Raw genomic sequence first — 25,198 nt, 5'->3', positions numbered from 1 at the left:
GGGCACCTCCTACTGTATTACCCGCTTAACTACGTAAACGTCGCGGATGTTCTTCAAAGCATCCATGATTAATTGCAGCTGTTGCAGGTTCCGCACACCAATCGTTAGGCTGATGGTGACCATCTTGTTATGGTCAACCTTCCCGTTAACCGAGTTCAGGTACTTAGTACTGTTGTTAATCGACCGCAGAACGTCATTCAACATCCCGTTGCGATTATAGCCCTGGACCTCAATATCCGCATTGTAGTTGGTCTTATCGCCGTCTGGGTTAGCCCAGTAAACACTGACGATTCTCTGACCACTCTTTTGGGCCGCCCGAATGTTTGGACAGTCTGCCCGGTGGACGGAAACTCCACGGCCCTTGGTGATGTAGCCGGTAATGGCATCACCGGGAACCGGGTTGCAGCAATGGCTGAGCCGAACCAGCAGGTTATCGACCCCTTCCACGACGATACCCTCGCTGGAAGCCTTGGCCTGCTTCTGTTTTTCCCGCTCATCCGGTTTCTGCAGGGTCTGGTGGTCTTCTAGCAGGGCCTTCTCGGCAGCCTCCTGCCGGTCGCTTTCCGCCTTGGCCCGGATATCAGCCGTGAAGCGGTTGCGGACACCGACCGGCGGCAAGTCGCCGAAACCGAGCGCCGCAAACATATCATCAGCAGAGTGGTAGTGCAGCTGGCTCGCCACTTCTGCACACTTTTCGTCCGTCATTAGGTCCGCCGCAGAATAGCCGGCTTCCCGAAGTTCGGTTTCAATCAGGTGACGGCCCTGCTCGATATTTTCCTCCCGGTCATGGGCACGGAAAAAGGACCGAATCTTGTTGCGGGCCCGCCGCGTTGAAACCAGCTCCAGCCAGTCCCGGCTTGGCCCGGCCGAGGAAGAAGAGGTCAAGATATCGACAATGTCCCCGTTCTTGATTTCGTAGTCAAGGGGAACAATCCGGCCGTTAACCTTCGCCCCGGTCGTGTGGTTGCCAACCTCAGTATGGATCTGGTAAGCCATGTCCAGTGGACCCGCCCCCTTGGGCATCTCAATCACGTCCCCCTTGGGGGTAAATGCGTAGACCTTGTCAGTGAAAATATCGCTCTGGATGCCCTGCATGAACTCATCAGTGCCCTGACTTTCACTCCGCATCTCCAGGATTTCCTTAACCACGTTCAGTTTCTGACTATCGCGAGTCTGTTGGACGCCGTCGGTCTTTCCTTCCTTATAGGCCCAGTGAGCGGCCACCCCAAACTCGGCCACCTGGTGCATGTGGTGGGTCCGAATCTGAACTTCTAGTGGCCGCCCCTCGGGACCGATGATGGTGGTGTGGAGGGACTGGTAGCCATTTGCCTTTGGCATGGCAATGTAGTCCTTAAACCGTCCCGGCATCGGCTTCCAGTTTGTATGGATAGCACCGAGAGCGGCATAGCAATCCTTGATCGTGTCCACCACAATCCGGATCGCCAGCAGGTCATAAATCTGACTGAACTGCTTGTGCTGGGTCACCATCTTGCGATAAATCGAGTAAATATGCTTCGGCCGCCCATAGATCTCCACGTTCGGACCGAGGTCAAGGTCGCTGATGGCCTTCTTGATTAACTTGATTGACCGGTTGATTGAGTCGACCCGCTGGTCCCGCCGGGAGTTCATCAGGTGGACAATCCGGTAGTATTGCTGTGGATTAAGGTAGCGGAGGGACAAATCCTCTAATTCCCACTTAATCGTGCTAATCCCTAGCCGGTCGGCGATGGGAGCATAAACTTCCAGCGTTTCATTAGAGATCCGGCGTTGCTTGTCAGGACGCAGGTGTTTCAGCGTCCGCATATTGTGCAGGCGATCCGCCAGCTTCACAATCATCACCCGGATATCCTTCGACATTGCTAGCAGGAGCTTCCGATGAGTCGCCGCCATCTGTTCCTTGTTGGACTTGTACTGAATCTTCCCTAACTTGGTATCGCCATCGACAATCATCGCAATGGTGGGTCCAAAGAGTTCCTTAATGTCGTCCAGGGTCGCCCCCGTATCCTCAACAATATCATGCAGGTAGCCAGCCGCAACAGTTTCTGGATCCATTTGAAGATTTGCTAAAATTCCCGCTACCTGGATGGGATGAATAATGTACGGCTCACCCGACTTGCGCCGCTGGTCGTGGTGACAAACCTCGGCAAAACGATAGGCCTTTTCCACCAGGGCAACGTGCTCAGCATTCATGTAGGAAGATACCATCTTTTGGACATCTTCATGGGTTAATTCTCTTATCTCTGACATCAAACAGCCCCCTTCCGACTAATTCTGTTTACGAAGCGAACAAGAAAGGTACACGATTGCTAGATAGGCCGCCGCAAAGTACATGGTATACCGTGGCAAAAAAAGGAAGGCCGCAACTAAAAACAAACCCGGAAAGACCAACAGTGTCCACCAGCGGCCTGTGTGCCGATAAAGGTAGCCGCCCAGCCAAACGCTGTAACAGCAGTTAATGACTATCAAGAACAAGCCAACCCACATTGCCCTAGTTAGCGGCAGTTTAACAGCGATTAACGGCAATAAAACGCCGAATAAGATGGCCGTTCCCCACAAGTAAATATTAAACTTCTTTGTCAAATTCATTTTCTCAACACCTTGCAGTCTGGGATGCTTCACGCCCCAGATATTTTTTCAATTGTAACACCAATTAATTTTTAGCGGCAGCCAATTCGCAAACGTATGACACCGCGGAGAGGAAATACAGGGGCGCCGTCTCAGTCCGCAAAATTCGGGGACCTAACCCCACCGGGACTACCCCGGCGGCCTGCATCAGTTCCACCTCACCTGTTGTCAAACCACCCTCGGGGCCGAAAATAGCAACGACTTGCTCCCCGGCGGTTAGTTTGGTCAGTACTTGAGCGAGGGCGCTGGTTTCGCCCTGCTTGGCTGACTCCTCCCAGGCTACCAACCGTACTGGAGCAGGATTGGCTGCCAACGCGGCCGTTAAGTTCTCATAGTAGGCCACTTGTGGTTGATAGTTACGGTGGGACTGTTCAGCGGCCCCATCGGCAATTTTTTGCAGGCGGGCCAATTTACGCTCCCGCTTATTAGCTGTCCAGTGGCTGATTGAACGTTCAGACTCAAAGAAGGCAATCGTGGTCGCACCTAGCTCCGTCGCCTTCTGCACGATCCACTCTGGCTTTTCCTTCGTTTTAGGGAGGCCACAGAGGAGGGTCACCTCCACCGGCAGCTCACTGTTCCCTGGCAACTGCTTGACTAGTTTAACCGTGGTCGCCGGCTGAATTGTCGCAACTTCTGCTAAGTAAGCCCGGTGGTCAGCGAGAACCAATTCTACCTGTTCACCCGGTTGGGCACGCAGAACCGTTGTCAGGTGGTGAGCGACATCCCGGGGAAGGGTCAGGGCATCATTGCTCAGCTCAGCGGCAAGGAAATAACGTTGCATTATGCTTCCTCCTCCGTCGGCTTGTGGGCAATGATACCATGCCAATCTTTCATTTTAGTTTCACTATCAATAATAAAGCCCTGCTCATTTAATTTTTTGCGAATCAGATCTGCCTTATCATCAATGATTCCAGAGGTTAGGAAGAAACCGCCAGGCTTGAGATTTTCGTAGGCTTGAGGAATCAGCGGCACGATGATTTCAGCCAAAATATTGGCGACAATTACATCAACTTGAGTATGAATACCATCCAGGAGGCTATTAACGCCAATCTTCACATCACTGGCGACCGGGTTCAGGACCAGGTTCTTTTTTGCCGATTCAACCGCCACGTCATCGACATCGTAAGCGGCCACCTGGTCAGCGCCTAGCTGCTTAGCGGCAATGCTAAGAACGCCAGACCCGGTTCCAACATCAATCAAGGATTCACCGCCCCGGATAACCTGTTCCAGTGCCTGGAGCATCAGCCGGGTCGTCGGGTGGGTCCCCGTTCCAAATGCCATTCCCGGATCGAGGTACAGTAGCTTTTCACTCTCCTGCTCAGGAGTGTAGTCCTCCCACTGCGGAACAATGGTCAACTCGTTGGTCACCCGCAACGGGTGGTAGTACTTTTGCCAGACCGTTGCCCATTCCTCGTTATTGACCATCGCCGCAGTAACCTTATTTGCCCCCGGGTTTAGCCCATACTCTTTGAGTTTAGCTACTTTGCTCGTAATGGTCGGGACGACTTCAGGGACAAAGGTCTTTTCCGGGAAGTACCCCGTGACCGCGGCCCCTTGCTTCCGATGGGGTATCTCCTCTGGATCAATAATCTCGCCGTAACGACCATACTTTCCCGGTTGAAGGTGGGCAAAGTCTGCGGCGTCATCTATCTGCACTCCCTGGGCCCCCTCACTTGTCAAGATGTAGCTAACCGCCTCGACGGCCTCACTTGAAGTAATTACCGTTACCGCTGTCCAATCCATTCTTGTTCCTCCTTAAAATTAACAAAAATCGTGACCACTAAAAGCACTGGTCACGATTTCCTACTATCCTATTCGTCATCATCATTGTCCCGCTTCTTCTTTTCCTTTTCCATGTGATGCTTCAGGTAGTCGATTAAATCCGACTCCGTTAGAAAAATTCGCGGGTGGTGCTGGTGGTGAAGACGCACGTCAATTTCATTAATCTTTAACCGACCAGTCCAAGTATGGGAGTAACGAATGATTACCCGGTTATTTAACCGATGCTTGCCAAAGCGGAAAACATAAACGTGCTGGGGGGTCATCATCGGCCGAATGTATTCACGTTTATACATCAAGTCGTTATCACGCATAAACTGCTTCGTTCGATTTAGAATGGTAATCACCTCCTCCCCAAAGAATTCATTAGGCCCACAATTAGCCTTACCTTAATAGATATTACTATTTTAGCACATGTTGCAGTTCTTCCATAGCCAAATCTCTACATATTATCACTGGCATTATTACTGGCAATGATTTTTTAACCTATTTATAGATTTTATACCTAGGAATGCTATAATATTTACGAGATCTAATCTCGAAATTTTACAAGAGACAAGATGAAAGGGAGACTGTATATTTATGTCAAAGAATCATCAAAAAGTTGTCCTCGTTGGTGACGGGGCCGTTGGTTCAAGCTACGCCTTTGCAATGGCACAACAAGGAATCGCGGAAGAATTCGCAATTGTGGACATCATTAAGAAGCGGACTGAAGGGGACGCTTTAGACTTGGAAGATGCCACTGCCTTTACTGCCCCAAAGAGTATTTACTCTGCTGACTACGACACTTGCAAGGATGCCGACCTGGTTGTTATTACTGCCGGTGCTCCACAAAAGCCTGGCGAAACTCGTCTGCAATTAGTTGACAAGAACTTGAAGATTATCAAGTCCGTAGTTGAACCAATTGTTAAGTCTGGTTTTGACGGTGTCTTCCTGGTTGCCGCTAACCCAGTTGACATCTTAACTTACGCCGTTCAAAAGTTCTCTGGCTTCCCGAAGAACAAGGTTGTTGGTTCCGGTACTTCTCTGGACTCCGCTCGTTTGCGGGTTGCCCTTGCTAAGAAGTTCCATGTTGACCCACGTGATGTTTCAGCTAACATCATGGCAGAACACGGTGACTCCGAATTTGCTGCCTTCTCCAGTGCGACTATCGGTGGCAAGCCATTACTGGACATGGCTAAGGAACAAGGTGTTTCTGAAGATGACCTGCTGAAGATTGAAGATGACGTCCGGAACAAGGCTTACGAAATCATCAACCGGAAGGGTGCAACCTTCTACGGTGTTGCTACTGCCTTGATGCGGATTTCACGGGCAATCCTGCGGGATGAAAATTCTGTTCTGCCAGTTGGTGCACCACTGAATGGTGAATATGGTTTGAAGGACATTTACATCGGTACTCCTGCCGTAGTCAACGCTTCTGGGATTGAACGCGTTATTGAAGTGCCACTGAATGACCGCGAAAAGAAGGCTATGGCTGACTCTGCAGCAGCATTAGCCGAAGTTGCTAAAAACGGTTTAGCTAAGCTGGAAGGCAATAACTAATTCTCGCCGTTAAGCAACGATGAGGTTAGGGTTAACCCCCTAGCCTCTTTTTATTGTTTCCGTTTTCCAAGTAAGCTAAGATAACTATAGGAAGTAACAATGTTTTTTAAGGAGGCTATTTAATGTCAAAAATTGAACAATTACAAGCAAGCCTTGTTGACCAGCAGCTTGATGCTGCTTACATCAGTGACCCAATGACAATTGGTTACTTAACGGGCTTTTATGAGGACCCAATCGAACGGGTCATGGCACTGGTTGTCTTTGCAGATGCGGAACCATTCCTCTTTACTCCAGCACTGGAAGTCGAGGCGGCCAAAGGTGCCGGTTGGACGCAACCGGTCTACGGCTACCTCGACCACGAAAATCCCTACGAATTAATTGCCGACCACGTAAAAAAGCACGCCGGCACACCAATCAACTGGGGAATCGAAGAAAGCCACTTAACCGTTGAACGGCTCCTCGGCCTCCAGCAAGTCCTGCCAGCAGCAAAGTTTTCGACCAACCTAACCCCAACCATCGAGAAAATGAGGTTGATCAAATCAGCCGATGAAATTGCTAAGCTGAACGAGGCCGGTAAATGGGCTGATTTTATGCTGGAGGAAGGGTTCAAGAACCTCCAGCTGGGCCGCAGCGAACAGGAAGTCGCTGCCAACTTGGAATACGCACTGAAGCAGCATGGCATTATGCACACTAGCTTTGACACCCTTGTTCAGGCCGGTGCCCATGCTGCAGAACCACACGGCGCTACTTCGCAAAATCAAATTGAAAACAATGAACTGGTCCTGTTCGACCTTGGCTGTGTCGTTGATGGCTACTGCAGTGATGTTTCCCGGACAGTCGCCATCGGGGAGCTCAATGAGAAGCAAAAGGATATTTATCAGGTCTGTCTGGAAGCACAGTTGGCCGCCCAGGAGGCAGCTAAACCAGGGATAACTGCCGAAGAACTGGATTCAATTGCTCGAAAGATCATCAGCAAGGCCGGCTACGGTGACTACTTTATCCACCGCTTAGGCCATGGGCTCGGTATGAGCGACCACGAATTCCCTTCAATCATGGAAGGCAACTCGCTAGTTCTCCAACCCGGAATGTGCTTCTCCATTGAACCAGGAATCTATATTCCAGGGGTTGCCGGTGTCCGAATTGAAGACTGCGTTCATATTACCGAGGATGGCTGCGAACCATTCACCCACACTAGCAAGGAGCTAAAAACTTTCCACCTTTAAAACCAGCAAAGACTCAGGAACCGTTAACATTATCCGGTTCCTGAGCCTTTTTATTTATGGCTAGCATTCATTACAAGTTTGGATCCATCTTGAACGACATCTTTGAAAGTTCACACCCCTCGGTCAGTAATTCAAAGAAGAGTTCCTTTGTCCGTTCGTTATAGTGAGCGGCTACCTCATGGTTCTGCTTGGTAAGGTAGTCAACCAATGCTTGACCGTCCAACTGAGCGGCTTCCTTGTCGACTTCGGCAATCTTCCGGCGTGCCCACTCGTTAAGTTCCTTTTGATAGTCCTCGTTCTTTTCGATAAATTCGTTGTAGTGGCTTTCAACAACTTCCGCTAAAGCTTCATTTAACCAGAAAGCACATTTGAGGTCCATCTTTTCAGGAACATTCCGGTACGACTCGTCGGTGTCGTCAGCGTTAGCGAAGAACGGAACGTACGGGTTGAAGGCTGGAACCCCTAACTCAATCCAGTGAACACTGGTCTTATACTTCTTGTCATTCCGAACCTGCAAAATATGTGACTGCGCGGTCCGGGACAGGGAGATTGCCCGGTAGGTCTTGTTTTCCGGTGAGTCCCCCATTGGGTCATAAGGCGTCTCGTTGAAGTGCGACTTCAGAACGTACTGGATGTCTTCATTAGAAATCTTAAACTCGGCCTTACGAATAAATGGCATTTCCGAGTCTTCTGGCATTTGTCCCTGGGAAGCCTGAGGACTAAGGTAGCGTTGTGCAAACCAAGTCCGTGGTGTGTTGTAGTGCCGGTCCTTTTGAGTGCTGGTCCCAAAGATGTGCCGGAAGTCCCAACGGTCAGTGTCAGGGTTTAATTGGTGTTCCTCAACAAATTCTTGGATACCATCAGCCCACATGTAATTTTCAGGATCATCAAAGTCAATGTCCTCAATTGCTACCTGGTTTGGTGTCACAGCATAACAATCATCCGGAATCCGAACAGCTACCCACTGGTGACCAGTGACAACTTCCATGTACCAAACACTGTCCTCATCAGCGAATTGCATCCCGTTACCCTCCGCTGAACCATACTTGGCAATTAATTTTCCGGTATATTCAACACCTTCCCGGGCAGAGTGGATAAATGGCAGAATTAACGTACAGAGCGAGTCCTCTGCCAACCCATTCTTGATAAACGGGTCATAAGCCAGAACCCGATCGTTCGCATAAACACTCTCGGTAAAGGAGGCGGCAACGTTAGCTTCGTTGATTCCATCTTCTTCGTTTGGACCAGTCTTTTGATTCAAACTAGGCGTAGAAGTGTAGCGCATCCCCTTTTCTGGCATCGGGACGGTTACCTTATTATAAGGTGACACGTAAGTTTCATGCCGTCCTTCAACGGCAGGCTTTACCAGGAAGCGCTTCGGCTCAATTGCTTTAACCCGGTCTTCGTTCCGAGCAATATAAGTAGCTCCATCCAAAGAAGCCTTTTTACCAACCATAATTGACGTACAAGCATCTTTATTTTGCATAGCGATAACCTCCTAAAATTAGTTACCTTTTACTTTAATGATTAGATTATTCTGGTGATCAAGCTGGCGAAGATATAAGACAAGTCGCGTATATTGATACTTGCGGGTTTCATCAAACTTCCTTCCCAATGCCTGACCCAAGTCGTATACATTGGTTTTGCCATCTAAGTGCAAAAAAACATAGCTTCCATACCGGTCTAAATCAAGCGTGCTCTCTTCGGGAATATTAAAATGGAGTCGATTGCGAAAGAAACGCTGTATTGGATGATTATTTTCCTTAATAATTGTGACAATCCCATCTTTAACAACATAATGTGCCTGCGGATTCCGCTTATAAACTAGCCGTTTTAAGTCGTCCTCCGTAATCCCCTTTTTCTTTTCACGGTTCAGTTGCATTACTTGTCTTCTCCCGAATTTGCCTGCGGTCCATGAATTCTAAACAGTGGAATCAGCACTGCTACCAGCATGATTACTAACAGGACCCAAGCCATTTCATTAGATGCCACAAAACCAGTCAAGGTCTTATCCTTAATAACACCAAAGACGTGCAGGAAGATACCAATCAAACCGATGATCGAGCTTCCGGCAACTAAACCAGATGACATACTAATACCGCTCGAGATTCGATGCTTAGAGGTTTCTTTGTCTTTGGTAACCTTCTCTACAAAGTAACGAACAACCGCACCGATGAAAATGATAGATGTCGTGGAAGCCGGAAGGTAAAAGCCCAATGCAAATGCCATCACAGGGACGCCCAACATGAAGAAAACAATTGAAAGGATAACACCGGCAATTACCATTACCCATGGAAGCTTATTGGACATAATCCCCTGAGTCAAGGCAGCAATCAGGTTAGCCTGTGGTAACCCAAATGGTGGGTTTGAGCCGGTAATTCGCAATTGTGGTTCCAGAAGAATCATCGTTCCCACAACAACAATAGTCCCAATAATACCGGCAATTAAGTAATACTTAGTCATTTCGTTTTTATTACCGCCGATAACAAAGGAAACCTTTTGAGTCTGCATATAACCAGATCCAACAGAAATGGCAGTAACGATAAATACACCAAAAGTCAATAGAATCTGCACATGGTCATTGTCTGACCAGCCACAAATTGCAAAAATCAACGTTAAAATTACCATTGACGCGATGGTCATTCCAGAAACCGGGTTATTGGAAGCACCAATCAAACCTGCCATCCGGGCAGAAACGATGACGAAGAGGAATGAAAGAATAATTGATAGCAGGCCACCAATCAATGCAATCATAATATTATACTTTGCAAAGAAGAAGGAAACTACCAAAATCAATACAGCTCCCAGTAACAAGAGCATTGAACTGAACTTATCACCATTGTCGCCATTACTACTCTTCCGTGCTTTGAGAGTTTCAGAAATTGACTGCTTGATAGCAGGAATCAGCTTCAAAGCACCGATAATTCCACCACCAAGCATCATCCCGGCACCGATGTATTTCAGATAGGCGCCAATTACGACGTCAGTTCCTGCCTGGTTCAGCTGGATGCTTGCATCGTTCCAAACTTTAAACGAATCACCTGACATCCCAATGAAGTAACTAAGTAAAGGTGCAACCGCAAATTGAGCAAATATTGTCCCAGAAATCATGATGATGGAAATATTAATCCCGATAATAAACCCAATTCCGAGTAGCATTGGGTTTACTTCAGTCGACATATCCCATTTATAAAATTTCTTGCTGGAGAATTCAATCATACTGTTACACCAACCCATAAACTGGGTTGTAAAGAAGGTTAAGATACCACCGATACCAAAACCCACTCCCATCATCTTTAGTGATTCACCACCAGCTTCCGAAGCAACCAGTGTTTCAGCAATCGCCATCGATTCAGGATACTTTAATGTCCCATGCTGCGTAATGATTAAGTAATTAAAAACAATATTAGAAACACCGATTGCAAACGCAACGGCAGTAACCCCCACAAGGAAGCCATAGGTAAAGCTGATCTTACGACCAATCAGAACGATTGACGGCAAGACATAAATCATCCCACTGGCAATCGCTTCACCACCGCTAGACATTCCTTGGATTAAGTTAACTCCTAGAATCCCCTTTTTCTTAGCAAAGGCCGCAACTAAGCCTGATCCTAAAATTGCTCCAGGGATACCAGCTGAAACTGTCAATCCAGCCTTCATTCCAGAATATGCCGTTGATGCTGCAAAAATTACAGCCAAAACAGCACCAAAAATCATAATCAGCGGACTACCACCAAGTCCATCGTGTGAACCTAGATATGGAATGTACTTGCTTCCTGGTACACCGCCATACGCCGACTGATCAAGAGTCTTTTTCTTCATAATAATATTCCCCCTAATTGGAATACCCAATAAATATAATAGCGTTTCCAAAATTTATCATACCCCATGTTTGATAGATAATGAATGGTTTCACAAGATTATGAGGGTGATATGAGCAAAATATTATTTGACTTTAATTATAAAAGACTAATCGCTTATTCCTGTGCAAAATTCTGCTAACTTCTTAATATTTCTTGTCATTAAATAAACTTACATTGACTAACAATACAGCCTTAAGAAAACAAATTATTAATTTAACCTCTTTTCGGGCTAGTTGCCCTGTTTATCCATCATAATTTTTAATATTACTGAATCAGACGCTGCCAACCCATTGCGCGTAAGCTTGCCTAAACTTCTAATCGTTTCATCAACCGAATCACTTACCACTCCATTAGTTCCTGGAATAGTAACTCCTTGCATGGCCAAATTAACTGCTTTAAACATCGTTTGAATTGATGTGGCAACCTTAATAGCACATGAGCATCCAGCACCATCACAGATCATACCTGATGCGTCACCAACCATATTCTTAATTGCACGGCTGGCATCGTCTATGTTCCCGCCAAGCAGGTAGCAAATCCCGGTAGCAGCTCCCATTGCGGCAGAATGAGTCGCACAATATGCCGATAAAATCGGCAAAAATGAATGGACGTAAATAGCAGTTAAATGCGATAAGGCAAGTGCGCGAATTAGCTGTTCCTCATCCGCACCTTTATATTCAGCAATCACACATACTGGTACCGTAGCCGTGATTCCTTGGTTGCCTGATCCGGAGTTAGTGACAGCCGGTAACTGTGCACCACCCATCCTTGCATCGGAAGCCGCCGCTGTCTTTGAAACAATTTCGTTGGTCAAAGAATTTTCATAAGCAATGCCTTGTGGATTGTTCATTGAACGGCCAACTTTCATACCATAGTTGTTCGTGAGCCCCTCTTTGGCCAGTGCCATATTATATTCCTGTGCAATTTTAATAAATTTTAGTTCTTCCAACGGTGTAGTCATGCAGAAATTCCAAATTTCCTCTAAACTGCTCTTCTGCATAAATAATTCCCAGTCAGCCAATGAATCCACTGCCGGACGTTCCTTCGAAAATACAGTTTCTCCATTTTTCTTGATAAGATATATATTTGTATGATCAGCTGCAATGTATACTTCTGAAGTATTATTGTTGACGGTCGTTACCTTAACCTGAACGTATAATTTATCCTGGACATCAGCTACTGAGACCGTAATCTTTCCAGAAGTTGCCAAAGCAACTATTTTTTTATCATCTTCAGCAGTTAGTTTAGGAATTACTTTCATTCCCTTGGAAGCATCCCCATATAGGTAACCAACCGCAGCAGCAATTGGCAAACCTGGTTGACCTGTTCCTGGTACAATAACTGCAATTGCATTTTTCATAATGTTGGCCGAAACTTTCACGTCGATCTGTTTAGGTTCTTCGTGATTCAATTGTTCAGCACAGGTTGCCACTGCAAAGGCTACTGCCACCGGTTCCGTACAGCCAGTAGCAGTAGAGACTCCCTTATGAAGGGCCTTTAGATACATACTTTGTTTTGCTTGTTCCATTTTTTATTCCCCCTATATTAAACAGCTAAAAATGGTGAAATTACTAATAAGATTCCGGTTAAAATAATTAAGATAAAGCCGGGACTCTTCAAGTGATGGAGAGCAGGGACTTTATAAACAAGATACGTCGGTAACAGACAACCGATAATTCCAAATATCGGTGAACAATATGAGGTGTAATTTAAAATAGGTGCATTAATAACCGCGACCAGCCAAGTGATTAAAATTGCGAAAATTAAGATTCCTACATGTAAGACTTTCATGTTAATTCGACTCTCTGGCATGAATCGTTTTAAAACATTCACAGCAATTCCTTGACAAGCCTCTCTAAAGCCCTGAAAATTTGAGAAAAATGCTGTAACCACCGCAAGAATACTCATTGTCAACGCAGCAACCTTAACTGTATTGCCACTCATCCCTTTGGCTGCAATGGCAAGTGCGGAAATGTTCTCTTTATTGGCTTCAACAGCTTGAGCATGGTCAATTGAAAAGCTGAACGAGAATGCATAAAACAGTACCGCAGCGAATAAAGTCAAAAAGGCAATTTTCATCGCTCGTGATGCCTTATAGCGAGCTACCTCAATATTCTTATTGTGGGCTCGATAAGAAATTACCATCGGGGATAGTGACTGAATAAAAATAATTGATGTGAGCGTGAACGGTAATAATACAATTGTTTGCTTAATCAAATATCCCAACGGTGGAAAGGCCCCCAGGTTGCTTAAATTCCAGAAACGAATCATAACAATTCCTAGTAGTACAATAACCGCTAATTTAATAATTACTAGTGGGCCTGAAATCTTGAATAGCAGTTTCTCACTTAGTGAAGAAATTAAAACTAAGATACAGATAACCGCAAGACTGTAAAATGGATTATCTGAAAGGACACCCTTAGTAACACCAAAAGTTTGCAAAAAAGAGGCACTATCATTAACGACACAAGTTGAATATATAAACACCCAGATAACCAGCATAAGGAAATATAGAATTCCTAGAAAGAATCCCCAATTTTTCCCCAAGTAGTTTGTGATTACGGTTGGGTAGTCCACGCATTCTTTCGATTCAGCTAGCGTGTTAATAAAAAGCTTTTGAAACAAATAAATTGCTGGGTAAGCAATGATTACAGAAATTAAAAATGTCCAAATACCTACAATACCAACTTTAACCGGAAGGTAAACGATTCCCGCACCAATTGCCATTCCGATACTCATAATTACCCAGCCACGATCAACACTGTCAAATTTTGTTTCTTTGCGCCATTCATCAACCGTTAAGCCAGCCTTAGAGGCCATCATTTCCTCCTGACTTGAATTTTTCATCGAAATCCCCCCTTATAGAACATAAATAAAATTTACAAAAGTAGAACTTTAACGCGCTATTTAGTTTAACTTCACATATGTTGTGCACATCATCACTATATCATTAGACTATCCTTTTTCAATTTCCAAAATCGTTTCACAATTAATATTCATAACCATTTGCAATTACTACTAGTAAGCGCTTACTATTTTACATATAAATATCAATTAACTACTTGTGAAACAACAAATTTGTCTCCCGTGATTATCACGCAATCCTATTAAGACAATAGTGGAAGGAGCCGCCTAATATATAGCAACTATTTAATTAATAAAAGTAAGTATTATTTATGATTTTTTATTTATGTGTAAAAACGTTCTTTTTAATTACAATTACATGATTAATCATTCATATATGCTCCCACCCATACGTAAAAACGCCTATTTTTCACTAATTATCAGGAGTTATTACGTTGATTAAAAAAGGAGTGGACTAATGAACTATCCTACCTAGTTCATTAGTCCACTCCCTCAAGGATGACTAGTTCGCATTGTGAATCTATTTAACCGTAATTGGTAATTCCAGCATTTAAATTGCCAGTTTGCAGCCATGCACTATAACACCATCATTTTTTAAGAATCTGGGATATTTTCTTAGCTTCTTTAAAACCAATTTTCTTACCAACATTACCCACAAGTTCTATTTTCCATGGCTGAAAAACTGGGTTGCTTTGATTGCCTGTTGCCATCCAGCGTAAATCTGGTTGGCCTGTTCAGGCTTCATTGCAGGCTGGAACTGGTCGCCAATTTTAGAAAGGCGTCGCAGCTCGTCCTGGTCATTCCAGAAGTCAACTGCTAGCCCGGCCAGGAAGGCAGCCCCCAATGCCGTAGTTTCTTCCATGGCCGCCCGCTTAATCGGCGTTTGCAAGATATCCGCCTGGAACTGCATTAGGAAATCATTTCGTGAAGCCCCACCATTAACTGTCAGGGCCGTCAATGGAAGGCCAGTATCCTGAACCATCGTATCTACTACATCACGAGTCTGCAAAGCAATCGATTCCAGGGTTGCCCGCACCAGGTGCTTCCGGTTGGTCCCCCGGGTAAGGCCAAAAATGGCTCCCCGCACTTCTTGATCCCAATATGGGGCACCCAGACCGGTAAATGAAGGAACAACATACACCCCGCCAGTCGATTCGGCAGCGACCGCCATCTGTTCAGATTCACTCGCGTGCTCAAACAGTTGAAGACCATCTCGCAGCCACTGTACCGCCGAGCCAGCTACAAAGATGCTCCCTTCTAAGGCATAGTAAGTTTTACCATCTAAGCCGTACGCAATGGTTGTCAACAGGCCATTATCAGAGAGGGTCGGTTTTAACCCCGTATTCATCACAATAAAGGCACCAGTTCCGTAAGTGTTTTTTACCGAGCCCTTCTCATAAGCCGCCTGACCAAACAACGCCGCCTGCTGGTCACCGGCAATTCCTGCAATCGGGATTTGGACGCCATAAAAGTGGTAATCACCAGTATAGCCGAAGACTGCTGAACTTGGCTTTACTTCTGGCAGCATCGCCCGAGGAATATCCAGCAGGTCCAGGATGTCCTGGTCCCATTCCAAATCGTGAATATTGAACAGCATCGTCCGGCTCGCGTTCGAGACATCCGTGGCGTGAACACGTCGACCACTTAAATTCCACAACAGCCAAGTATCAATAGTTCCAAAGAGCAGGTCTCCTCGTGCCGCTTTTTCCCGCGCTCCGGGCACCCGGTCCAGGATCCACTTAATCTTAGTCGCCGCAAAGTAGGAATCAATCACCAAACCAGTCTTGGCATGAATCATTTCTTTGTAGCCGTCCTTAATCAGCTGCTCCGCCAATGCACTCGTTTGCTTTGATTGCCAGACCACCGCATGATAAATCGGCTTGCCAGTATTCTTGTCCCAGATGACCGTCGTTTCACGCTGGTTAGTGATTCCGATCGCGGCAATCTTATATGGTTTGATTTGGGTCTTAATCATCACGTCCGAGATAACTGCCTGGACGCTATCCCAAATTTCCATCGCGTCATGTTCAACCCATCCAGGCTGGGGAAAGTACTGGGAGAATTCCTTTTGACTCATTCCGACCTTATTTCCGTCATGGTCAAAAATAATTGCACGGGCACTGGTAGTCCCCTCATCAATTGCCATAATGTATTGTTGCTCGTTCAAATTCACTTCATCCTTTCAAAAAAGCCACCTGAGAACTAATCTCCGGGTGGCTTTTATTTACTTGTCGCTGACCATCGTGCCGCCGACACTGTAGCGATCCTTTCGCATTTCATTCAAGACAATGTGTACCCGGTCTGCTGGAACATTGGCATTCTTTGAAATCGCTGCGGTGACATCCTTAACCAGGCCCTTGAGCTGTTCCTCACTCCGGCCCTCAATCAGGTCAATATGAACTAATGGCATTTGGTAACCCTCCTCCAATTAATCTTTCCCTATCTTAACATAAATAAAGCGCTAACGAAATCCCCTCTCCGCTTCGGTCAGCTTCGACGGCGCAGTTGACGGCGTGCTTCTTCGGCCGCCAGACGTTCACCAGTAAAGATAACGTGATCACCAGCTTCGAGGACGGTGTCCCCATGAGGAGAGATTGGCCGATGGTTACGATAAATCCGGCTAACCGTAATCTGGTCAATAAACGGTAATGTATGCAGCTCCTGACCAACAATATTCGGGTTGCGCACAACGGCTTCAAATAAGCCCGCCTCGGTATCAGTTAGCATCTCCAGAATTGACGGTGTTTCAATCAACGAACGAAGGACACTAATGTGGACGTTAAAGCGGTTATAAATCTCAACTCCCAAGTCTTTAAGGACCTTCATCCGGGACTGTCCCCGGCCAGGATCATTTTGGCCGGCAATCACCCGGCCGACCCCTGCTCCCTTGGCAATTTTCGCCAGCCGGGCATTCTTACTATCAGCAGGGAAACAAATCACCATAATATCCGTATCGAAGTAATGACCGGCTCGCAAACTCTCCTCATCAATCGTTGGCAGGTAGGTCAACGAAGCGACTTCACTGTTAAAGGTCTTATAGTTATCTTCGTTATCAGTCAGCATCCGGACATTATACCAGTTCTTTGACAGTTGCTGCGCGACCGGCACCGTAAAGGTATTAGTACCCACAAAGACAACCCGTTGCTTAATCAGATCCGCCTTTTCCAGCTTGTAGACCGAGTTAAAGACGATTGGAGCGATAATGCAGACAATTACGGCTGCCAAAATAAAGGCGTCAGACTGGTTTGCCGTGATTGCGTGGAGGTTGCGTGCCACCGTCAGCGAAGGCAAAACCAGTGTAATCGTAGTTACAACCAGAAAGCTGCCGGCAAACGAGTTGCGGGTTGAAAAACGCCGCCGGTAAACCAACATCGCCGGTAACTTGGCGATAATAAAGCAAGCCACCAGAATGGGGATCAATGCCAAGGCTTGGGGGTGGGCAAAAAGCTCCCGCAGGTTTAACTTAACACCAGTCATAATAAAGAAGAAAGGAATCAAGAAGCCGTAACCAATCGACGTCAACTTATCCTTAGTCGCCTCAGTTGGTTCCAGGAGCTTCATTACCATCCCCGCCAAAAAGGCCCCTAGGATGTTCTCTGCCCCTACCGTTTCCGCAATTGTTACCAGAACAAAAATCAAGCAAAAGGCCAAGCGGATGTCCAATTGCGTCGTGGCTTTTGAAATCCGGCTAAACCAGATATAGGGCTGCTTAAACCGCCGCAGCAGGATAATCGCCGCTAAAAACAATAGGATAATCAGCCATAAACGTTTGGCATCCCCACCGTTCAGCGACACGTAAATCGTTAGTGAGAGCATTGGCACGACCTCACCGAGGACTGCCGTCAGCAAAATCGTTTGTCCTGCCGGCCGTCCTAAAATTTCTTTTTCCTTGAGCGTGGCAATTACCACCCCAAGCGCAACGGTCGAAAATAAAATCGTTGCTAAGAAGAAATCAGAAAACAGGCCCAAACTACGTAAGATAATCCCCAGCACTGCCGCAGTAATAATAATCAAACCAAACGCCTGCCCAGCAAGCTGAACTGGATTTTGGCCGTCCTGGTTTTTATCCGGTCCCTTCTTAAATAAGTCAAAGTCAATTTCCATCCCTGACAAGAACATCAGCATGATGACACCAAGCGTTGACATCAACGTCAGCATCTCATTAGCTTGCACAATGTTAAATGCACTCTTACCAAGAATAATACCAGTGATAATTTCGGCGACTACCGTGGGAATGTTAGAGACATTCAACCGGGCCATCGCGATGGGGATCACCAAGGCCGCGACCATTACAATCAACACTGAACCCTGCTCCATCTTCCTCACTCCTCTCTTAAAACTATCCTACCTATTATAATCGTTCATAATTCGCCTGAAAACTCCCTCCCTAAAAAAAGATATTATTCGACTTGTCCGCCATTTCGCGGTACAATTGCTAAACGTTATCGACTATTGAAATAAAGGGGGAAAACCACATGACAAACACGCTATCAGCTTGTACGAGCATTCTAATTGGTAAAAAGGCCAGTATTGATGGCTCAATCATGATTGGCCGGAACGAAGATGCAAAGGCAGCCTGGCCTAAGCACATGGTTGTTCACCAGCGGGGTGAGCTCGGCAAGCGCTTTATCTCCAAAGAAACTAAGCTCGAGTTAGTCCTCCCCGGAGAAAGCGCCCGCTATACCGCCACCCCCGAGTGGACTGACCGGGCGGGGCTCTTTGAAGAAGACGGAATCAACGAATACGACGTGGCAATGAGCGCAACCGAGAGTGCCTACTCAAACCAGCTGGTCCTCGGCTGCGACCCCCACGTGGAGCACGGCTTAAACGAGGAAGCGATGATCACCGTTGTTCTGCCGTTCGTCAAAACTGCTCGGGAAGGTGTCCAACGTCTGGGTGACTTAGTCGCCAAATATGGCAGCGGTGAAACCAATGGCGTCCTCTTTGCGGATAATAATGAAGCCTGGTACTTCGAAAACGGCAGTGGCCACTACTGGGTTGCCCAACGCATTCCAGATGACGCCTATGCGGTGGTTGCTAACCAGCTGGCAATCCAGGAGGTTGACTTCAACGACCCCGAAAACTTTATGTTCCACCCGGGAATCCGCGAGTTCGTGGAGGAAAACCATCTGAATCCTCACCCTGCCGGTTTCAACTTCCGGCAAATTTTTGGTACTGCTGACCGGGCCGACGCCGTTTATAGTGAACCCCGGGTTTGGATTGGGCACCAGATGTTCAGCCCGCTGGACGCACAAGACGAGCAAGCTGAAAGTGCTGACCTGCCTTTCATCATGAGGCCAAACCGCCGGCTTTCCATTTTTGATGCCCAGCGCTACCTCAGCGATCACTTCGCCGGCACCCCTTACGATCCATTGAGCAAGGGTCCTCTTGCCCACCGCTACCGTCCAATTAGCCTGGCTAAGACTCAAGAGTCGCACATCCTGCAGATGGGGCGGCAAACGGGGGCTAACATCCACTGGCTCGCAATGGGAGTTGCCGCCGAGAGTACTTACGTTCCCTTCTTCAACGGAATCACAGATGTCCCTGCTCCTTATAAGCGAGGGAAACTGCCAGCCCAGCTTAATTCCGCTTACTGGATCTTCAAGCACGCAAGCGTCCTCGTTGACAGCCACCTTCACGACTTCCTTCCCTTGCTAGAAGAAGTGCAAAAAGAGCGGAACGCCGCGGCAATTAAACTGATTAAAGAAACCGACCGCGCCTTAGCCAGCTACCAGGGCAGCGAGCGGGCAAATTTCCTAACCCAGCAAAGTGAAAACTTCGCTACGGATACAATGAATGCCTATAAGAAGCTCACACTGGAGTTAATCACTAAGATGACTGACTACTCCCCACTGAACTTCAACACTGATGAAAACCTATAAAAGACAAAAGCAGTTCCTCAGATCAAGCTGATTTGAGGAACTGCTTATTTAGTATCCAGCTGATTAACAGTGGTCAAAGTTAGTTTGCCAGAATTAAACCGGTTATTGCTACCGGGTACTGCTTAATCTGACTTGCCAGCTAAACTAGGCGGCCGCTACTTCCCCCTAGCCAAGCCAAACATGGCTAAGAAACTGGCAATTCCCAGCCCAACGACCGGCATTGAGCTGTGATTCCCAGTCTGGGGCAGTTGCCGCTGAGCCTGGCTGGCACTAACAACGCCAGTCGCCTGACCTGCTGGCTGCCCCTGCCCGGTTAGTTGACCGCGTCCAGTCTGACTGTTGCTGCTGTTTTCGCCATCAATCAATTCGCCGTTAGGTTTAGAGTTATCATTTCCACCATGGTCATCGTCATTGTGGACCTTATTCGGGTCAATGATTTCTGGATCGACCGGCACGATTGGAGTCGTCGCCTGGGTGACCCTCACCTGGGCCGTGTTGGTAACCCTAAAGGCCGGATTTTGGTTGCCATTCAGGTAGTATTCATAACTAACCGTATACGTTCCAGGAACAGTAGGATCAATCGTCGAAACGCTTTGACCATCCTGGTTTGCGATACCAACGACCCGCACTTGGCTTGGGGCAACCGGAACAAGTTTGAAAATATCACCCGTAGCACCACTGCCCTGGTAGGCTAAGTTATTGACCGCTACAATATTGTCCGTTGGCTGCCAGTCATTAATCAGTTTAGAGCCGACTTGCGTTTCTATATCACAGGTCAGCAAAACCGGGTGTACTTCAACGTAAAAGCCATAGTTCGTCTTCACGTCCAGGTGACCGTCAGCATTCTGGACGCCCTGCATAGCCTGGGTATTGTACATATAGTAGTCTACAAAGTTTTGTCCATCAGGAGTGAGGTTGACAGTGTAGCCAAATTGCCGTAATACATCCTACACTTGGTCAAGTTTGAGTTGGTAGGTCCCATTCATCCATAAAACAGGGTCGTTGCTATTAGCACTGCCGCCAACGTTTCCAATATTAGAAACGTTCACCAACACTGCTCCTGCCTTGGGTAATGCCGCCAGCAGCCGGGCCGTAGTCTCGGCCGGAAGAAGCTGGTACAGTGACTCAGCCGTTTTAAGCATTGGTAAGATGTCATCATTTGCAACATCTGTTTGTCGCCAAAGTGGTGTTGAAAGGTGCAGGTCAATCGTTCCGGTATCATTAGCGCCCGCCAGCCAGATTTCATTGGCGGCCGACTGGTGAGTCGTCAAATAGGTGCCGATGTTCGCCGTATCAAACGTCAGGGGAAGAATAACATGCGCAGTGGTATGCGCAGCCAAGGTCCCAACAACCTTAAACGTATCAGCCTGGCCGACTGCAAGGCCACGAGCGACCAGTTCGTCGTAAGTATAATAGTTTTTGTTACCATTAAAGGCAAAAACAAGTTGTAAGCCATTGATCACTTGACCATTCTGATCAACAATTTCCCCCTTGTCGCCAAAGCGGAGTAATGAGGGATCAACTACGTTATGGTAGGGGCCATAAGGGTTTAGGTAAACCACCGGTGAAATCTACATTTCCTGATCAGTAGGGTTGCTCAGTTCAAAATTAATTTGCAAATTTTGTGCGGTCTGGTAGTTAACTAGGGCGTGCTTGGTGGTTTCACCGCTAGGAAGGTAAACTCCCGCAGTTTTTCCCGCCTGACTACCACTTGTACTATCGTTGCGAGCGGTAACCGAAAGATTGTACTGGGCTTCATTAGCCAAACCTGGAATAATATGGTCGCCCGCCGTCTTAACTGCGGAACCGTCACTCGGATTATTCGCATAGATAGCGGGAAGGTCCTGATTTAGTTTAGCGCGCTCGGTAGCCGAGTTAGAAACTGCTACCAGATTAGCTGAGGTAACATTCCTTGCTACGGATACTGAATCACTTAGCCCTTAGTTTCCATTCTCGTTAGATTCGACTTGCGTTGTGGAAACTACTGACGCTACATTGGCATCAGCTGAAGCGTTTTGGGCCTGGACGCCCAAGAACGACAAACCGACCAGGACTGATGAAACCCCAACAGTCAGCTTCTTAATAGCATAATGTTGCCGTTGACCAGTGTATTTTCTAAGCATTTCTTTCTGATTATCACGTGATAGCATTGTCATTGCTCCTCTCATCACTTTTCGATATTTAAACAATAACACCTTAAATTGATATTCCAAGTGATAAAAGAATAAGATAATTTAATTTATAATCATTATATTTTGGAACTAGGCATTTGAGAGCGGCCAGGGCAAGGCAGGCAGCTTCTCTCTTAGCGAATAGCAAGTGGTTAGCGCTAGCAACGCTTATCGGAACCAAAGCAAGCTAGAATAGTTAGAAAGAATTATCAGTTTATAAATTCCCGGCCATTAGTAGCAACAAGAGCTGAGCGTGCGAATTAACTCATCGATTCGCAGTAGCTGGCTGGTAGCTAACCCCCCTCAAATATTTGCTGCGCGTCGAAAAACAAATGCCCCAAATCAGCTTAACAGCCGATTTGGGGCATCTTTACGCACTCTCTTGTCTCTTTAACGATTCAAAGTGTAGCCTTTTTAACTATTCTTTTCGACAGCAGCAACTAGTTGTTCCAGCGACTGGCTGCCAAAAATAACCGGCGCATCATTAATCATCGTCGCGGGAACACTCATGATTTTCTTGCTCTTCCGTAAATCTGGAAAGTGTTGCAAGTCAATCATCGTCGCCGTAATGCCAGGGTTCAATGACGCCATCCGTTGGCACGCCGCAACAACGTCTGGGCAGAAATGACAGGTCAAAGAAACGCCAATTCGAATCTTGGCAGCTGGTAAGCGTTTAATACGGTCAGCCAATGCCGGGTCGATTGTTTGCCCCGGTCCTGCCACGTTATAGATCCCCAGGACAAGGGAATTCAGCTCGTGCCCGGTTGGAATGCCGGCATAGTGCAGACCCGTATCTTGTCCATCGGCGTCCAGGAGTTTTAATAACGGCAGCAGATCTCCCTGGCCCTCCTTAGTCTTGACAGTCAGATGGTCATCCAGGCTGGCAAATTCCGTCGTGAAACTAAGCAGTTGTTGACTAAGCGCGCTCCCATCAGTATTAACCTCCAAAGTCACTGGCTTCGTGAGCCGCGCAAAAATCGGCTTGAGCTGGCTGTCAATTTCGGCGGTCAGCCAGTTGCCCTGGTGAGGACTAACCTTTTCCTGGTGCTCTAAGTCAGTAGTTTGCCCAACTGGTTGGGTGGCAGTTTTCACCGGCGCCCTGTGAATTGGAACTCCCTGACGCTGCTTTTGAGCGGTCACATACTGTTCAGCAGCAGTGGCAGCAACCGCCCCGTCCGAAGCAGCGGTGATTATCTGCCGAAGGTTTTTGACGATTACATCCCCCGCCGCATACACACCAGGAACGTTAGTAGCACCATCAGCAGCCGCTTTGATATAGCCTTGGTCATTCAAGTCAACCAATCCCTGCAGCTTCTCCGTCGCTGGCTTAGTCCCTACGTAAATAAAGATGCCGAAAGTATTGTCACCGTCATCAACGTGGTAAACCGTTTCTTTCCCGGTCTTATTATTCACCAGGGTGGCGGCAGTTACATAATCATCACCAGTAACCTGCTTGACTTCCGTATTGTACTTTACTGATACTTTCGGATTATTCAATGCCCGTGCTGCCATCAGCGGTGGACAGCTAAAATGATCTCCCCGGACCAGTACCGTGACGTGTTTGCCGAAGCGGCTGAGGTAGTCAGCTTCTTCCGCCGCAGCATAGCCACCACCGATGACAAAAATCTGCAAACCCGAGAACAATTCGCCATCACAGGTCGAGCAGTAAGCTACTCCCCGGCCCCGAAACTCATTTTCACCGCTAAAACCAACCGTGCGGGGCTGTGCACCGGTCGCAATAATCACGCTGCGAGCCCGGTACTCCTGGCCGCTCTTGCCAACCAGCAGCTTGACCTCATCAGCCAGCTGGTATTTCTCAACCTGGTCATGTGCAATCGTAACGCCAAAGTCGGTCACTTGTTTTTGCATTTGATTCATCAACTGGGTACCATCGACCTTTTCAACGGCCGGATAGTTGTAAACTACCGAAGTCGTTGTAACCTGGCCGCCAACGGTATCCCCTTCTAGAATCAACGTGTCAAGCGTCGCCCGGCCGGCATATAATCCGGCAGACAATCCCGCAGGCCCAGCGCCAACAATAATCAGGTCGTATAAGTGTTTATCTGCCATTTCATCCACCAGCTTTCCCTTTACAACTTACCAACAAGGTCTAGGCTTGGCTTGATTGAGTCTTGGCCTGGCTTCCAGTTAGCAGGGCAAACACGGTCACCATGTTCGCGAACAAATTGTGCGGCCTGAAGGGTCCGCAGAATTTCCGCAGCGCTCCGGCCAATTCCCATGTTGTTAATCGTGTAGGATTGGATCTTACCATCTGGGTCAACGATGAAGACACCCCGGTAGGCCTGGCCGGCATCTTCATCCAGGACATCAAACATCCGAGCTAGCTTACCGGCAGGGTCTGCAAGCATGTGGTACTTAATCTTGCCAATCTTTTCTGAGGCCTCTGCCCATGCCTTGTGGACGAATTCAGTATCTTCTGAGACGGAGTAAATCTCTGCATCCGCCTGCTTAAAGTTTTCATATTCGTCTTGCAGAGCTTCTAGCTCGGTTGGACAAACAAAGGAAAAGTCTGCTGGGTAGAAGAAGAAAATACTCCACTTGCCAAGTACGTCCGCCTTAGTTACTTCCTTAGTTTCACCGTCCTGGTATGCATTAACCTTGAAGTCGTCGATTTCGTGACCAACAAAATTCATAGATATCCTCTCCTTAATTAGAATTATTCTTAACTACAATTATAAGTATAACCGCTTTGCAGAATTTATCAAGGGATTTTTAGAACTATTCTAAAAGTATTAAAAAGCCGGCTGGGCCAAAATCAAGCGGCTTTAGTTTACTGCCTGCCCGCTGACGATCGATAGTTTTAAACAACAAAGAGGCCGGAATTGCATTCCAGCCTCTTGTTAAATAATGGTATTACCAACTTGCCTTCCGAACGCCCGGGATTTGACCCTTGTGGGCGAGGTTGCGGAAGTTAATCCGCGACATCCCGAACTTCCGCATGTAGGCATGAGGGCGCCCATCATAGCGGTCCCGGTTGTGTAGGCGAACTGCGCTTGAGTTGCGGGGCAGCTTAGATAAGCCGATGTAATCCCCCTGCGCCTTCAGCTCTTTTCGCTTTGCCGCGTACTTTTTAACCAGCGCTTCTTGGTGGTGTAATTTAGCAATCTTAGATTTTTTTGCCATGTAAGTTGTTATCTCCTTATTAATAGTGATTATAAACAATAACGACTAACAGCTAAAATCAACATTTGCGAAACTATTCAATTAAATTATCTGATATTCACTGA

22 protein-coding genes are annotated in these 25,198 nt (G+C 47.1%); 3 read left to right on the top strand and 19 right to left on the bottom strand.

Annotated elements, in window-relative coordinates; translation table 11 throughout:
* Positions 1-9 precede the first annotated feature (9 nt).
* The 4 genes from N4599_RS00930 to N4599_RS00915 all read right to left on the bottom strand — a co-directional run bounded on the left by N4599_RS00930 (position 10) and on the right by N4599_RS00915 (position 4,718).
* On the bottom strand, positions 10-2,247 hold the full coding sequence (locus tag N4599_RS00930; RefSeq protein ID WP_260901276.1) for a RelA/SpoT family protein: 2,238 nt from the start codon (positions 2,245-2,247) through the stop codon (positions 10-12).
* 403 nt (positions 2,248-2,650) lie between these two features.
* A complete protein-coding gene (locus N4599_RS00925; protein WP_260901273.1) occupies positions 2,651-3,406 on the bottom strand; it encodes a 16S rRNA (uracil(1498)-N(3))-methyltransferase in 756 nt (251 codons plus the stop codon).
* Entirely contained in the window at positions 3,406-4,368 is a 963-nt protein-coding gene (gene prmA, locus N4599_RS00920; RefSeq protein WP_191363653.1) for a 50S ribosomal protein L11 methyltransferase, read from the bottom strand. Before prmA ends, N4599_RS00925 begins: the two co-directional genes overlap by 1 nt.
* 68 nt (positions 4,369-4,436) lie before the next feature.
* Positions 4,437-4,718 (bottom strand): hypothetical protein, encoded by a 282-nt coding sequence (locus N4599_RS00915; RefSeq protein WP_034537465.1) that lies wholly within the window; start codon positions 4,716-4,718, stop codon positions 4,437-4,439.
* A 268-nt stretch (positions 4,719-4,986) separates the two neighbouring features.
* On the opposite strand from N4599_RS00915, the gene N4599_RS00910 reads away from it, so the two are divergent.
* On the top strand, positions 4,987-5,946 hold the full coding sequence (locus N4599_RS00910) for an L-lactate dehydrogenase (protein ID WP_003714655.1): 960 nt from the start codon (positions 4,987-4,989) through the stop codon (positions 5,944-5,946).
* Positions 5,947-6,068: 122 nt separating this feature from the next.
* On the top strand, positions 6,069-7,169 hold the full coding sequence (locus N4599_RS00905; RefSeq protein WP_191363652.1) for a M24 family metallopeptidase: 1,101 nt from the start codon (positions 6,069-6,071) through the stop codon (positions 7,167-7,169).
* A 70-nt stretch (positions 7,170-7,239) separates the two neighbouring features.
* Here N4599_RS00905 and N4599_RS00900 read toward each other — a convergent pair whose 3' ends face one another.
* From N4599_RS00900 to N4599_RS00865, 8 genes are all read right to left on the bottom strand, one after another.
* A complete protein-coding gene (locus tag N4599_RS00900) occupies positions 7,240-8,655 on the bottom strand; it encodes a C69 family dipeptidase (RefSeq protein WP_003715266.1) in 1,416 nt (471 codons plus the stop codon).
* A gap of 18 nt (positions 8,656-8,673) precedes the next feature.
* On the bottom strand, positions 8,674-9,051 hold the full coding sequence (locus N4599_RS00895) for a hypothetical protein (RefSeq protein ID WP_056984117.1): 378 nt from the start codon (positions 9,049-9,051) through the stop codon (positions 8,674-8,676).
* The gene (locus N4599_RS00890) at positions 9,051-10,991 is read right to left on the bottom strand and encodes an OPT family oligopeptide transporter (RefSeq protein WP_191363651.1); all 1,941 of its coding nucleotides are present in this window, start codon (positions 10,989-10,991) and stop codon (positions 9,051-9,053) included. Before N4599_RS00890 ends, N4599_RS00895 begins: the two co-directional genes overlap by 1 nt.
* 270 nt (positions 10,992-11,261) lie before the next feature.
* A complete protein-coding gene (locus N4599_RS00885; RefSeq protein WP_191363650.1) occupies positions 11,262-12,560 on the bottom strand; it encodes an L-cysteine desulfidase family protein in 1,299 nt (432 codons plus the stop codon).
* 17 nt (positions 12,561-12,577) lie between these two features.
* Positions 12,578-13,879 (bottom strand): SLC5/6 family protein, encoded by a 1,302-nt coding sequence (locus tag N4599_RS00880; RefSeq protein ID WP_224757981.1) that lies wholly within the window; start codon positions 13,877-13,879, stop codon positions 12,578-12,580.
* Between the two features lie 679 nt (positions 13,880-14,558).
* The gene (glpK, locus tag N4599_RS00875; protein ID WP_260901238.1) at positions 14,559-16,064 is read right to left on the bottom strand and encodes a glycerol kinase GlpK; all 1,506 of its coding nucleotides are present in this window, start codon (positions 16,062-16,064) and stop codon (positions 14,559-14,561) included.
* A 57-nt stretch (positions 16,065-16,121) separates the two neighbouring features.
* Positions 16,122-16,307: a 2-hydroxymuconate tautomerase gene (locus tag N4599_RS00870; protein WP_003715255.1), complete on the bottom strand. Its 186-nt coding sequence runs from the start codon at positions 16,305-16,307 to the stop codon at positions 16,122-16,124.
* Positions 16,308-16,384: 77 nt separating this feature from the next.
* On the bottom strand, positions 16,385-18,214 hold the full coding sequence (locus tag N4599_RS00865) for a monovalent cation:proton antiporter family protein (protein WP_191363527.1): 1,830 nt from the start codon (positions 18,212-18,214) through the stop codon (positions 16,385-16,387).
* Positions 18,215-18,372: 158 nt separating this feature from the next.
* Here N4599_RS00865 and N4599_RS00860 point away from each other — a divergent pair, with 158 nt between their 5' ends.
* Positions 18,373-19,779, top strand: a complete 1,407-nt coding sequence (locus tag N4599_RS00860) for a C69 family dipeptidase (protein WP_191363526.1) — start codon at positions 18,373-18,375, stop codon at positions 19,777-19,779.
* 155 nt (positions 19,780-19,934) lie between these two features.
* Here N4599_RS00860 and N4599_RS00855 read toward each other — a convergent pair whose 3' ends face one another.
* The 7 genes from N4599_RS00855 to rpsN form a co-directional block, all read right to left on the bottom strand.
* Positions 19,935-20,657 (bottom strand): hypothetical protein, encoded by a 723-nt coding sequence (locus N4599_RS00855; protein WP_260901210.1) that lies wholly within the window; start codon positions 20,655-20,657, stop codon positions 19,935-19,937.
* 69 nt (positions 20,658-20,726) lie between these two features.
* Positions 20,727-21,341 carry a hypothetical protein gene (locus tag N4599_RS00850; RefSeq protein WP_224757970.1) on the bottom strand — a complete coding sequence of 205 codons (615 nt, stop codon included), beginning with the start codon at positions 21,339-21,341 and terminating at the stop codon, positions 20,727-20,729.
* 9 nt (positions 21,342-21,350) lie between these two features.
* Positions 21,351-21,545 carry a hypothetical protein gene (locus N4599_RS00845; RefSeq protein ID WP_260901198.1) on the bottom strand — a complete coding sequence of 65 codons (195 nt, stop codon included), beginning with the start codon at positions 21,543-21,545 and terminating at the stop codon, positions 21,351-21,353.
* Positions 21,546-21,719: 174 nt separating this feature from the next.
* Complete coding sequence (locus tag N4599_RS00840; protein ID WP_260901196.1) at positions 21,720-21,935, bottom strand: YSIRK-type signal peptide-containing protein; 216 nt, start codon at positions 21,933-21,935, stop codon at positions 21,720-21,722.
* 429 nt (positions 21,936-22,364) lie between these two features.
* Entirely contained in the window at positions 22,365-24,020 is a 1,656-nt protein-coding gene (locus N4599_RS00835) for an FAD-dependent oxidoreductase (protein ID WP_260901185.1), read from the bottom strand.
* Between the two features lie 20 nt (positions 24,021-24,040).
* Positions 24,041-24,604 (bottom strand): alkyl hydroperoxide reductase subunit C, encoded by a 564-nt coding sequence (gene ahpC, locus N4599_RS00830; protein WP_003712395.1) that lies wholly within the window; start codon positions 24,602-24,604, stop codon positions 24,041-24,043.
* 220 nt (positions 24,605-24,824) lie between these two features.
* A complete protein-coding gene (gene rpsN / locus N4599_RS00825; protein ID WP_003712384.1) occupies positions 24,825-25,094 on the bottom strand; it encodes a 30S ribosomal protein S14 in 270 nt (89 codons plus the stop codon).
* Positions 25,095-25,198: the final 104 nt, after the last annotated feature.

The organism is Limosilactobacillus oris, assembly GCF_025311495.1.
Taxonomy (GTDB): Bacteria; Bacillota; Bacilli; order Lactobacillales; family Lactobacillaceae; genus Limosilactobacillus; species Limosilactobacillus oris_A.
Note: the sequence above shows the minus strand (reverse complement) of the source record. Positions and strands in the feature narration are given on the sequence as shown.